This is a genomic window from Pectobacterium carotovorum (assembly GCA_016415585.1).
GTDB classification, from domain to species: Bacteria; Pseudomonadota; Gammaproteobacteria; order Enterobacterales; family Enterobacteriaceae; genus Pectobacterium; species Pectobacterium carotovorum_K.
Genome location: CP066552.1, coordinates 4,425,146 through 4,436,817, shown reverse-complemented (window position 1 = coordinate 4,436,817; position 11,672 = coordinate 4,425,146). Strand labels below are relative to the sequence as shown.

Annotated in this window: 14 protein-coding genes; 10 read left to right on the top strand and 4 right to left on the bottom strand. The window is 48.4% G+C overall.

All coding sequences use genetic code 11. The features are described from left to right. Nucleotides 1-53: 53 nt before the first annotated feature. From ilvM to ilvA, 4 genes are all read left to right on the top strand, one after another. Nucleotides 54-314, top strand: a complete 261-nt coding sequence (gene ilvM, locus JFY74_19800; protein QQG28264.1) for an acetolactate synthase 2 small subunit — start codon at nt 54-56, stop codon at nt 312-314. 25 nt (nt 315-339) lie between these two features. Then, entirely contained in the window at nt 340-1,266 is a 927-nt protein-coding gene (locus JFY74_19795) for a branched-chain amino acid transaminase (protein ID QQG28263.1), read from the top strand. Nucleotides 1,267-1,534: 268 nt separating this feature from the next. Next, the gene (ilvD, locus tag JFY74_19790) at nt 1,535-3,385 is read left to right on the top strand and encodes a dihydroxy-acid dehydratase (protein ID QQG28262.1); all 1,851 of its coding nucleotides are present in this window, start codon (nt 1,535-1,537) and stop codon (nt 3,383-3,385) included. Between the two features lie 5 nt (nt 3,386-3,390). Beyond that, nucleotides 3,391-4,935 (top strand): threonine ammonia-lyase, biosynthetic, encoded by a 1,545-nt coding sequence (gene ilvA, locus JFY74_19785; GenBank protein QQG28261.1) that lies wholly within the window; start codon nt 3,391-3,393, stop codon nt 4,933-4,935. On the opposite strand, the gene JFY74_19780 is transcribed toward ilvA, so the two are convergent. Continuing rightward, nucleotides 4,932-5,072 (bottom strand): hypothetical protein, encoded by a 141-nt coding sequence (locus JFY74_19780; protein QQG28260.1) that lies wholly within the window; start codon nt 5,070-5,072, stop codon nt 4,932-4,934. The two genes, ilvA and JFY74_19780, sit on opposite strands and share 4 nt — an antisense overlap. Before the next feature lie 175 nt (nt 5,073-5,247). Here JFY74_19780 and JFY74_19775 point away from each other — a divergent pair, with 175 nt between their 5' ends. The 5 genes from JFY74_19775 (at nt 5,248) to JFY74_19755 (ending at nt 7,705) form a co-directional block, all read left to right on the top strand. Next, nucleotides 5,248-5,457 carry a hypothetical protein gene (locus JFY74_19775; protein QQG28259.1) on the top strand — a complete coding sequence of 70 codons (210 nt, stop codon included), beginning with the start codon at nt 5,248-5,250 and terminating at the stop codon, nt 5,455-5,457. 28 nt (nt 5,458-5,485) lie between these two features. Next, a complete protein-coding gene (locus JFY74_19770; GenBank protein ID QQG28258.1) occupies nt 5,486-5,965 on the top strand; it encodes an Hcp family type VI secretion system effector in 480 nt (159 codons plus the stop codon). A gap of 138 nt (nt 5,966-6,103) precedes the next feature. Next, nucleotides 6,104-6,694: a calcium-binding protein gene (locus tag JFY74_19765; protein QQG28257.1), complete on the top strand. Its 591-nt coding sequence runs from the start codon at nt 6,104-6,106 to the stop codon at nt 6,692-6,694. Further along, nucleotides 6,691-7,131, top strand: coding sequence for a DUF1311 domain-containing protein (locus JFY74_19760; GenBank protein ID QQG28256.1), 441 nt, complete (start codon nt 6,691-6,693; stop codon nt 7,129-7,131). Before JFY74_19765 ends, JFY74_19760 begins: the two co-directional genes overlap by 4 nt. A gap of 133 nt (nt 7,132-7,264) precedes the next feature. After that, nucleotides 7,265-7,705, top strand: coding sequence for a DUF1311 domain-containing protein (locus JFY74_19755; protein ID QQG28255.1), 441 nt, complete (start codon nt 7,265-7,267; stop codon nt 7,703-7,705). Nucleotides 7,706-7,854: 149 nt separating this feature from the next. On the opposite strand, the gene JFY74_19750 is transcribed toward JFY74_19755, so the two are convergent. Continuing rightward, nucleotides 7,855-8,754: a hypothetical protein gene (locus tag JFY74_19750; GenBank protein QQG28254.1), complete on the bottom strand. Its 900-nt coding sequence runs from the start codon at nt 8,752-8,754 to the stop codon at nt 7,855-7,857. Nucleotides 8,755-9,178: 424 nt separating this feature from the next. Here JFY74_19750 and JFY74_19745 point away from each other — a divergent pair, with 424 nt between their 5' ends. Beyond that, nucleotides 9,179-9,922: a DUF2461 domain-containing protein gene (locus tag JFY74_19745; protein QQG28253.1), complete on the top strand. Its 744-nt coding sequence runs from the start codon at nt 9,179-9,181 to the stop codon at nt 9,920-9,922. Nucleotides 9,923-9,940: 18 nt separating this feature from the next. Here the strand turns inward: JFY74_19745 and JFY74_19740 are convergent, their stop codons facing one another. Both JFY74_19740 and ilvY read right to left on the bottom strand, forming a co-directional pair. After that, nucleotides 9,941-10,741 (bottom strand): hypothetical protein, encoded by an 801-nt coding sequence (locus JFY74_19740; GenBank protein QQG28252.1) that lies wholly within the window; start codon nt 10,739-10,741, stop codon nt 9,941-9,943. Continuing rightward, a complete protein-coding gene (ilvY, locus tag JFY74_19735; protein QQG28251.1) occupies nt 10,738-11,628 on the bottom strand; it encodes an HTH-type transcriptional activator IlvY in 891 nt (296 codons plus the stop codon). The genes JFY74_19740 and ilvY overlap by 4 nt, the downstream gene beginning before the upstream one ends. Nucleotides 11,629-11,672: the final 44 nt, after the last annotated feature.

Here is an 11,672-nt window from a genome sequence, read left to right as displayed (position 1 = left end):
GACAAAACCGAACAATGGCCGACTTACACAGAATAAGTGCTGGAGACAACAGAATGACACACCATCAACTTTCGATTCAGGCGCGCTTTCGTCCCGAGGTTCTGGAGCGTGTATTGCGTGTTACCCGCCATCGCGGTTTCAAAGTTTGCGCGATGAATATGGTGCAAACCACCAATACCGATCACATTAATATTGAACTGACCGTTGCCAGCCATCGTTCGGTAGATTTATTGTCAACGCAATTGAGCAAGCTGTTGGATATTGCCTGCGTTGACATTAAACCGATGACGACATCACAGCAGATCAGCGCCTAACGTAAAAGAGTAAGGAAAAAGAAGAATGACAAAAAAAGCGGATTACATTTGGTTCAATGGCGAGATGGTTCCATGGGCTGAGGCAAAAGTACACGTCATGTCGCATGCCCTACATTATGGCACCTCCGTCTTTGAAGGCGTTCGTTGCTACAATTCACATAAGGGCCCGGTGGTTTTCCGTCACCGTGAGCACATGCAACGTCTGCGTGATTCGGCAAAAATCTACCGTATGCCCGTCGCGCAAAGCGTAGATGAGCTGATGGAAGCCTGCCGTGAAACGCTGCGTAAAAATAACCTGACCAGCGCCTATATTCGTCCACTGGTGTTCATTGGTGATGTGGGTATGGGTGTTAACCCGCCAGATGGTTATCAAACCGATGTGATCATCGCCGCCTTCCCGTGGGGCGCGTATCTGGGTGAAGAGGCGCTGGAAGCAGGCATCGATGCGATGGTGTCGTCCTGGAATCGCGTGGCGGCGAATACCATTCCAACCGCCGCAAAAGCGGGTGGCAATTATCTGTCCTCTCTGCTGGTGGGTAGCGAAGCGCGTCGCCACGGCTATCAAGAAGGGATCGCGTTGGATGTCCACGGTTATGTTTCCGAAGGTGCTGGCGAGAACTTGTTTGAAGTGAAGGACGGTATTATCTTCACGCCGCCGTTTACCTCTTCGGCGCTGCCAGGTATTACGCGTGACGCTATCATCAAACTGGCGAAAGACGCAGGTTATGAAGTGCGTGAGCAAGTGCTGTCCCGCGAGTCACTGTATCTGGCCGATGAAGTTTTCATGTCCGGTACTGCGGCAGAAATTACCCCCGTGCGCAGCGTCGACGGCATTCAGGTCGGTGCTGGCAAACGCGGCCCGGTCACCAAAGCCTTGCAGCAGGCGTTCTTCGGCCTCTTTACGGGTGAAACCGAAGATAAATGGGGCTGGTTGGATCCGATAAATCGTTAAATTATATACCCTAAATAGTTCGAGTTGCAGGACAAAACGTGTTCGTTTTGAATAACGCAAAGCGTTAGCCCTTTAGGGCGATGCTCAGTCATGAGCATCGTAACGCGGCGACGCAGAGAATCCTCAGGAGCTTACATCAGTAAGTGACTGAGGTGAGCGATGAATGCCAACGCACATGCAGCTTGAAATATAACGGGTATAGAGACAGACAGTCAGGCGGTGACTCGTTCCGTCATCGCCAAATTCGTAATTTTTGGAGTAAAAGAGCATGCCTAAGTACCGTTCAGCCACAACCACACACGGCCGTAATATGGCGGGTGCCCGAGCCTTGTGGCGCGCCACCGGGATGACCGACGACGATTTTGGTAAACCGATTATCGCGGTGGTTAACTCCTTCACCCAATTCGTGCCGGGCCATGTGCACTTGCGCGATCTGGGGAAACTGGTTGCCGAGCAGATCGAAGCCTCCGGCGGCGTCGCGAAAGAATTTAACACCATTGCAGTTGATGACGGTATCGCGATGGGACACGGCGGCATGCTCTATTCCCTGCCTTCTCGTGAACTGATCGCCGACTCCGTGGAATACATGGTCAATGCCCACTGTGCGGATGCAATGGTGTGTATTTCCAACTGCGACAAAATCACCCCGGGGATGTTAATGGCGTCTCTGCGCCTGAATATTCCGGTGATTTTTGTTTCCGGTGGCCCGATGGAAGCGGGGAAAACCAAGCTATCCGATCAGATCATCAAGCTGGATCTGGTGGATGCGATGATTCAGGGCGCGGACCCGAAAGTCTCTGATGAACAGAGCGAGCAGGTGGAGCGTTCTGCCTGTCCGACCTGCGGCTCCTGCTCCGGTATGTTTACCGCTAACTCCATGAACTGCCTGACCGAAGCGCTGGGCTTATCTCAACCGGGCAACGGTTCGCTGTTGGCGACGCACGCCGACCGTAAGCAACTGTTCCTGAACGCAGGCAAACGCATTGTCGGTCTGGCGAAGCGTTACTACGAGCAGGATGATGCAAGCGTATTACCGCGCAATATCGCTAATAAAGCCGCATTTGAAAACGCCATGGTTCTGGATATCGCGATGGGCGGTTCCACTAATACCGTTCTGCATCTGTTAGCCGCAGCGCAGGAAGGTGAAGTGGACTTCACCATGACCGACATCGACAGACTGTCACGTCAGGTTCCTCATCTGTGTAAGGTGGCGCCGAGTACGCAGAAATACCACATGGAAGACGTACACCGCGCGGGCGGCGTGATCGGTATTCTGGGCGAGCTGGACAGAGCGGGTCTGCTGAACCGTGAAGTGAACAACGTGCTGGGCAAAACGCTGCCGGAAACGCTGGAAGCCTACGACGTCATGCTGACGCAGGATGACAGTGTGAAAAGCATGTATTCCGCTGGCCCTGCGGGTATCCGTACGACCAAAGCGTTTTCTCAGGATTGCCGCTGGGATTCACTGGATACCGATCGTCAGGAAGGCTGCATCCGCTCGCGTGAATATGCCTACAGTCAGGATGGCGGTCTGGCCGTGCTGTACGGCAATCTGGCAGAGAATGGCTGTATTGTGAAAACTGCAGGCGTGGATGAAGGTAGCCTGGTATTCCGCGGTCCGGCAAAAGTTTATGAAAGTCAGGATGATGCGGTAGAAGCTATTCTGGGCGGTAAAGTTGTGGCGGGCGATGTGGTTGTGATTCGCTACGAAGGGCCAAAAGGCGGGCCGGGCATGCAGGAAATGCTGTATCCGACCACCTACCTGAAATCGATGGGACTGGGTAAAAGTTGTGCGCTGATCACTGACGGCCGCTTCTCCGGCGGTACCTCGGGTCTGTCTATCGGCCATGCGTCTCCTGAAGCGGCCAGCGGCGGCACCATTGCTCTGGTACAGGACGGTGACACCATCGCGATTGATATTCCGAACCGCAGCATTGCGCTGGTTCTAGATGATGCAGAGTTAGCGAGCCGCCGCGAAGCGGAAGAGGCGAGAGGTGAGCAGGCCTGGACGCCACATAACCGTGAACGTCAGGTCTCTTTTGCGCTGCGTGCGTATGCCATGCTGGCAACCAGCGCAGATAAAGGCGCTGTGCGGGATAAAAGCAAGCTGGGAGGCTAATGCTGATGGCTGTGTCACAACCTCTTCCTGCCGCGCCGGGGGGCGCGGAGTACCTGCGGGCGATCTTGCGGTCGCCAGTGTATGAAATCACGCAGGTCACACCGCTGGAGAAGATGGATAAGATCTCTTCGCGGCTGGGTAATGTCATTCTGGTAAAACGTGAAGACAGACACGCGGTGCACAGTTTCAAACTGCGTGGCGCGTACGCGATGATGGCGGGTCTGAGCGATGAGCAAAAATCACACGGTGTGGTAACGGCATCAGCCGGTAACCATGCGCAGGGTGTTGCGCTCTCTTCCAGCAAGCTGGGGATTAAATCTCTGATTGTGATGCCAGTGGCGACGGCTGATATCAAGGTGGATGCGGTGCGGGGTTTTGGCGGCGAAGTGCTGCTACACGGTGCCAACTTTGATGAGGCCAAGGCTAAAGCCATTGAACTGTCACAGCAGCAACATATGACCTTTCTGCCTCCGTTCGATCACCCTGCAGTGATTGCTGGACAGGGCACGTTGGCGATGGAACTACTACAGCAGGATGCGCATCTGGATCGCGTGTTTGTGCCGGTCGGCGGTGGTGGTTTGGCGGCAGGTGTTGCTGTGCTGATCAAACAGCTGATGCCGCAGATTCAGGTGATCGGCGTAGAAGCGGAAGATTCCGCCTGTCTGCGTGCGGCGCTGGATGCGGGTCAACCGGTCGATTTGGCACGTGTCGGGCTGTTTGCCGAAGGCGTGGCGGTGAAACGTATCGGCGATGAGACTTTCCGCCTGTGTCGGGAATATCTGGACGACGTGATTACCGTCGACAGCGATGCCATTTGTGCGGCAGTGAAAGATCTGTTCGAAGATGTCCGTGCGATTGCTGAACCCTCTGGGGCGTTAGCCTTGGCGGGGATGAAAAAATACATCCAACAGCATCAGATTAAGGGCGAGCGTCTGGCTCATATTCTGTCCGGTGCAAACGTCAACTTCCACGGGTTACGTTACGTTTCCGAGCGTTGCGAGCTAGGTGAACAGCGTGAGGCCTTGCTGGCCGTGACGATCCCCGAGAAACAGGGAAGCTTCCTGAAGTTTTGCCAACTGTTGGGCGGCCGTTCTGTTACCGAGTTCAACTATCGCTACGCGGATGCCAAAGACGCCTGTATTTTTGTCGGTGTGCGTTTGACGCGCGGCTATGCGGAACGGCAGGAGATTATCGCCGAGCTGTCCGCAGACGGTTATGAAGTGGTGGATTTGTCCGATGATGAAATGGCGAAGCTGCACGTTCGCTATATGGTCGGCGGACGCCCTTCCAAACCGCTACAAGAACGGCTGTACAGCTTTGAGTTTCCAGAGTCGCCGGGGGCGTTACTGAAATTCCTGCATACGCTGGGGGCGCACTGGAATATTTCGCTGTTCCATTACCGCAGCCACGGTACGGATTTTGGCCGCGTTTTGGCTGCGTTCGAACTGAATGCGGGCGATCGGGAATTCGAGCAGCACCTACAGGCACTGGGCTATGAATGCCACGATGAAACCAATAACCCGGCGTTCCGCTTCTTTTTAGCGGGTTAAGTTAGTTGATTACGCGCTGAGTTTTCTCCTAACGCCGCCGATGGTGTTTCGCCGTCGGCGGCGTTATCTTTAATGCCATCTGACAGCAACAGGGATGGCATTTCTTTATGGCAACGCAGTTCACGGGTTTTTCTCAAGCGGGTTTAACGTTTCTTCAGCAGTTTTCTCAAGGCGTTGTTGAATAAATCTAATTACGGCGTGTTATTAATTTAAAATCAATTATTCATTGCTTTTCTAATTCTCTTTAATATTGATAATTATTATTTTCTAGGTTAGCTTGGTGAAACGTGGACTAACACATGGAGACCGAGTGTGAAAAATAAAGAGAAACTTGCCATTCAGTTAAATGAACAATTAAAAAGTAGCCTTATTAATAGTTCGTTACCTCCTGAGGAAATACTCGCATTGATGATGAGGTTATGCCTTTCTCTGATGCAAGTGACCCAAAGTAATCTTGTTGAAATGAAGACGTCAGACGGGCGAAAGCTTTCACTCAAGCTCGATACACCGTCAGTGCATTAATAGTATTTACTCTTAGAGGCCGCTAAAAATGTCGAGTATTATCTATTTAGAGTTGACGGGTGATAAACAGGGGTTAATTTCTTCTGGTTGTTCAACATTACAGTCAATTGGTAATAGAAGCCAAATTGGTCATGAAGATCAAATTCAAGTATTAAGTTTAAACCATTCAATGAGTCATGCTGATAATCTATCTTGTCATCCCGTTGAAATAATTAAGCTTATCGACAAATCTTCCCCGTTGCTGGGTGTTTCTACTTCTTCCAATGAAAAGCTAAGTGCAAATTTCTTTTTGTATAGAATAAATGCCGCTGGGCAATTAGAGTTGTTTTATGTCATTAAATTAACCGATGCCCGCATTGTTGATATTTCTTGTAGCTATCCGCATTCGATTAATGATAATGACGTCATGCCATATGAAAAAGTTTTATTGAAGTATGGTTCTATATCATGGGAGCATAAAGTCGCGGGAACATCAGGTTATAGTATCTGGAATGATAGTGGCATTTAGTTTTATTTGGCAATAAAACATACAGCCATTGATAATTATGTTATTTGTGGCTGTTTTTATTGATTAATCACTAACCGAAAGAGATGCTAAATAATTTTGTACATTGGCGCTACGTATTAATAAAAAGGAATTTACTCAATGCTAAGAGTACCTCAAGGACAAATAACCTTCGATGGAGAGGGGGATGATGTCTCTGGTAGCCCTTTTTTTAGCCGAGTCATTCACTGGCCGGGAAATCCTGAATCAGGTGTGACACTGGGGCGGGGTTATGACATGGGGAAGAGAACCAAGGGCGAAATTTATTCGGATATGCTCAGAATTGGTATTGGAAGTGAAAAAACGAGTTTAATAGTGACGGCGGCTGGATTAAAGAGCAGTGCTGCCGCCACTTTCGTGAAAGAGTACAAAGGAAAAATTGGTGTGATTACACATCAACAGCAGGTGGATTTGTTTAATATGATTTATGGTGGGTATATAAAAATAGCGAAAAATCGATACGCAGATTATTCCGCTAATGTACCTGATAGGGCGAACTGGAATGAGCTTCACCCTGCTATCAGAGATATTCTGGTGGATCTTGCCTATCAAGGGATTCCTGGAAGGAAGACGATTCCTGTTGCCGCAAAAAATGATATCGATCTGTTAATAAAGTTTATAGAGAATGAGCCTGAGTTGCTAAAATATGAGGCTGCAAGAAATCGAGCGGGCTATTTAAGGATGAAAAAATGAAAAATGTCTATTTATGTATGTTGATGCTATTTTCTGTAAGCGGTATATCGCCTGCGTTTGGCGAGATTTACTGGAGCAAACTGGACGTAATGGAAAAAACGCTATGTAAAGATCTGATGAAAGAGGGCGGTTATAATAAAGTTGATCTATGTATTAATCTGATGCTCTCGGATTCGACAGAAAAACTGGAGAAGAGGAATAAAGAAATAACAGATGATTTATCTAAACTTGAATCTTTTGAAAATTTTGAAGATCTTTCTAAGTTTTTAAAGATGGAGCAAGCTGCGTGGAAAGATTATATTGATAGCCGTTGTTCATATAAACAATTGGTATTCATAAAAGATAGTCCTATTTATTTTTCCAGTCATCGTCTTTGCCATGCTGTAGAAAATTACAGACGGATCGAGTCGCTAGAAGGTGAGCTTAATATCCCTTAATGCTCATCCTTTGGATAAGTGTGTCACGCCGCCGATGGTGTTTCATAGACGGCGTAAATAAAATAGAGACTGATGCTTATTTATTGAGATTTGAGGCAGGAAGAAATCGAGCGGGTTATTTAAGGATGAAAAAATGAAAAATGTCTATTTATGTATGTTGATGCTATTTGCGGTGAACGGTATATCGCCTGCATTTGGTGAGATTTACTGGAGTAAATTAGATTCGATGGAAAAAATATTATGTAAAGATATTATGAAAGGGAAAAGCTATCACGAAGTGGATATTTGTATTGAGCGAATGCTTGCCGATTCTACAGAAAAACTAGAACAAAAAAATAAAGAAGTAATAAGCTTTCTGTCCACACTTATTACTATGGAAGATGAGGAAAGTGCAGTTAAGCTCTTCAAAACAGATCAAGCCGCGTGGAAAAATTATGTTGTCCATCGTTGTGCGTATAAAGTACACCCGTATATTAAAGATAGCCCTATTTATTTCTCAGATAAAAGCCTTTGCGAGGCGGTCGAAAACTACAGACGGATCGAGTCGCTAGACGGTGAACTCAATATCCCTTAATACTTATCCCTTGGATAAGTGTGTAACACCGCCGACGGTGTTTCTCATACGGATTATTTAAGGATGAGGGGGGTGAAATATATACTTATTTCTATGTTATTATCACAAAGGCCATTTCATTATGGCCTTTGTGTAAAAATAAAATTTAATTATTTAGCCAAAATACCATAGCTGAATAAATATCCTGTTTGATGAATGAAATCGTTATATTTCTCATTTTGCTCAACGGAGTGGGAGGATGTTTTTCTGGTACTGGTAGAGGCTTTTACTAGATCAATGTTCAGTTGAGTGAATTGTTTTCTTAATTTTTCATGAATAGCGGTGTCATCAGTTTCTTTTAGGTTTTTTAATAGCTCTACTAGTTTTTCTGCTGGTGCCTGAATACTAGGGTTAAGCCCATTCGTGGCAGGAACATCATAACTAAATACCATATTTATGGAGTCTTTATTTTTTTCTTCGATAGAATTAGCCGCAAGGTTCTCACCATATACCTCTGCAATGTATTCGACTAACTCTGGCTTATCAAAGCATTTAGATTGGATGTTACCACTCGATGTTCTATCATGGACGGTGATTGATTCAGGAAATACTTCGCCTAATTGATAGGTACATTTGAACATGTTTGCATCAATTACAGAAGCATTGGCGCTTCTGACAGCCATCTCTAATTGGTGACCATTAATCATTACCTCATAGGTCATGGGGTTAAATCTTTTTTCCTTGCCTTCGACAGCATAAGCTTCTGATAACGTATAATAAGTATAATTATTGGGATTGATAATTCCACCGTTGTTATTATCAAAAACCATGAATGAAAAACTCTCACCTTTGCTATTTTCTAATATATGTTTGCCTGGTGAAAGTTTTATCGTGTCGCGATGATTCGGTAAAACATCATAATTTTTTCCATCAACCTTAAATGTAAGGTTACTGGCAGTGGGGTTGCTGTAATAAAATACGCCTTTCTGACTGGTTGGATCTAAACTATCACAAGCAGAAACGGAAAGGACGACAATACCGATTAACCCAACTTTTAATGCTGTCTTCATTATATGATTGCCTTGTTACAGATATTTTGTTGTTAATAATTATCGAGATTAAATTATACTAATGTTAACATATTGGTTGCAGTGGTATGTTCTAAATTAAGTCAAATCCTACGGTTATTTGCCTATGACGCCTCAGAAATAAATCACATAGATGTATTCTGGGGGAGTCCGTGAAGAAAAACGGTAATTATAAAATGGTTAACGTTTGTAGAAGGTCAGCAGGGAGCCCTTATTCCTCCTTTGGGAAAATAAAAAATATGTTGGTTTGGGTGGTGAAGTGCCGTCATGCGTGACTAACGTTAATAAGACTAGGTTGATTGCCTTGTTGTCACGGTAGAATATGGCCTTCCACCGCTGATGGTGTTTCACCGTCGGCGGCGTTATCTTTAATGCCATCTGACAGCAACAGGGATGGCATTTCTTTATGGCAACGCAGTTCACAGGTTTTTCTCAAGCGGGTTTAACGTTTCTTCAGCAGGTGCGTCAGTACAACGATAAAGCGTGGTTTGACGAGCATCGTGCAATTTACGACGAGCAACTGGTTGCGCCGTTCCGTACGCTGGTGGATGAGCTCAGTCTGACCATGTTGCAGATTGACGACCATTTTGAAACGCGTCCTGCCATCGGCAAAACGCTCTCCCGTATTCACCGCGACACGCGCTTTTCTCACGATAAATCACGTTATCGCAGCCATATGTGGCTCACTTTCAAACGGACACGTAAGGACTGGACGGACGCGCCGGTGTATTTCTTTGAAATCACGCCGGATACCTGGCGTTACGGGCTGGGCTATTACAGCGCGACGCGTAATACGATGGACCTGTTCCGTCAGACGCTGCGCGGGAATCCGTCACAGTTTCTTGAAGTGGCGAGTTGTTTAGGCAATACCTTCACGCTGGAAGGCGAAAGCTACAAACGCCCGCTGATTAAAGGTCAGGATCCGGAGCTGGCTGACTGGTATAACCGTAAGTCGTTTGCTGCGATATGTACCCGACAGGATATGGACGCGCTGTTTTCCGGTGACCTGGTGACGGTTCTGTCACAGGGTTTTACCCAGCTTGAACCGCTCTATCATTACCTGATGAATGTCGAGACCATGAAGAAAGCCGCGCAGGAAACGGAGTCCGATACGCGGGCATTTTCGCCGGATAAGTGGTTTGAACGCTAGAGCCAAAGTGAGCCAACGCTACGGCGTTTTCTGCTGCTCCAGTGGGTTTTTATCGCGCTCCAGCAAATAGTTAAACAGGTAACCTTCTTCCCGATTGCTGCCGAAGGTGGCGATTTGCAGATGATCATCGTCAATGCAGGTGAGCAGTATTTTCACCTGCTGGCCGAAGCTGCTTTCGCCTTTGCCAATCGCTTGTACATCGCTCATCTGACGGGCCGTGAAGGCAGAATCATCCAGCTTGTTACCGTAGCGGAATGCAATGGATGCGCCGCCCTCAATCTTGCCGCGCTGGTTGGTCATCGTCAGGCTGACGGCGTGGTAGGGCGCTTTCTGGTCATACATTTCCCGAAAATAATCACCCAACTCGCGGTACTCTTCGGCAGAAAGCCCTGACATCACATACTCATAGCTGAATGAACCGTGGAAGCAGGACGTATTTTTCACCGGCGTAATCGGTGAAGGGAGTGCGTGCTGCGCGATGTCATTCAGATAGCGCAGCCGGTTTAACTGCTGCTGATAGCGTTGGCGCAGACAGTCTTCGTCTTTGCATTGATCGCGTGTGGTCAGCCAACTGCGTTGAAACTGGTTGAGCGTTTTTTCCCACGGTGTGCTGTTGTCGTACGCTGTCAGGGACGCACGGGAGGTCTTCCATGCCTGTGCCAGTTCTTCATCCAACTGTCCGAGCAGCGGGCTGGCGCAAATCAGCTTCTCCTGCGCTGAGGCGGCTTTTTCGCAGGGAAAACTGGCGGCTTGCGCAGTGTGGCAGAGGGAGGCTAACGTCACCGCTGCGGCGATGAGGGCAGTGAAGGCTATCTTCATGGCGTGTCCTGTAATATGTCCCAAAAGGCGGCAATCAGCGGTTCGCTAAGCCGTTTTTTCTGTACGCACACGCCGAGTTCTAGCGGTTCCATCACCTGTTCGACAAGGACAGAAACGCGGTTGCGTACCGGTTCTGGGCTGTTCTCCAGCACGACGTTGGGAATCAGCGCGATGCCGCAGCCCAGCGCGACCATCGATACCATCGCTTCATGCCCGGAGATGGTGGCGTAAATTTGCGGATTGGTGATGTGGTTGCGTCGGAACCACAGATCGATGCGCTTACGCACCGGACCGTGTTCCGGCAGGATGAATGGAATCTGCGACCAGTCTGGGTCTGTTTGCCGCACCAGCGACTGCACGGGGCAAGGAAGTGCCGGGATAATCAACGCCAGAGGCAGCTTATCGAGCGGCATGAAGTCAACGCTGGCCGGGAGCGCCTCCGGGCGTCCTGCAATCCCTAAATCCCCATCATTCGACTGAATTTTCTCAACGGCATCAGCGGCATCGCCGGTTGTCAGCTTAATTTCTACCAGCGGGTGCAGCGCCCGAAAGCGATCCAGAATCGGCGGCAGGTGGCTGTAGGCGGCGGTGACGGAACAGAAGATCCGCAGTTCGCCGCTTAATGACGGCCCATGCTGGTCTATCGTGTGGCGTAGCTGCTGGTATTGCAGCAGCGTTTGCTGGGCGAACAGCTTTAGGTGCTCTCCGGCATCGGTGAGCTGTACGGTACGGTTATCACGCAGAAACAGCGTCTGCCCTAAATCCTCTTCCAGCCGCTGAATTTGCCGCGACAGCGTGGACGGGCTGATGTGCATCGCCTTGGCGGTACGGCCAAAGTGTCGGCTTTCCGCGAGGTGCAGGAATAATTTGAGATCACGTAAATCCATGCGATGCAGGCCCCGTTTTTTATCTTGCAGCCGCTTTTTATCTT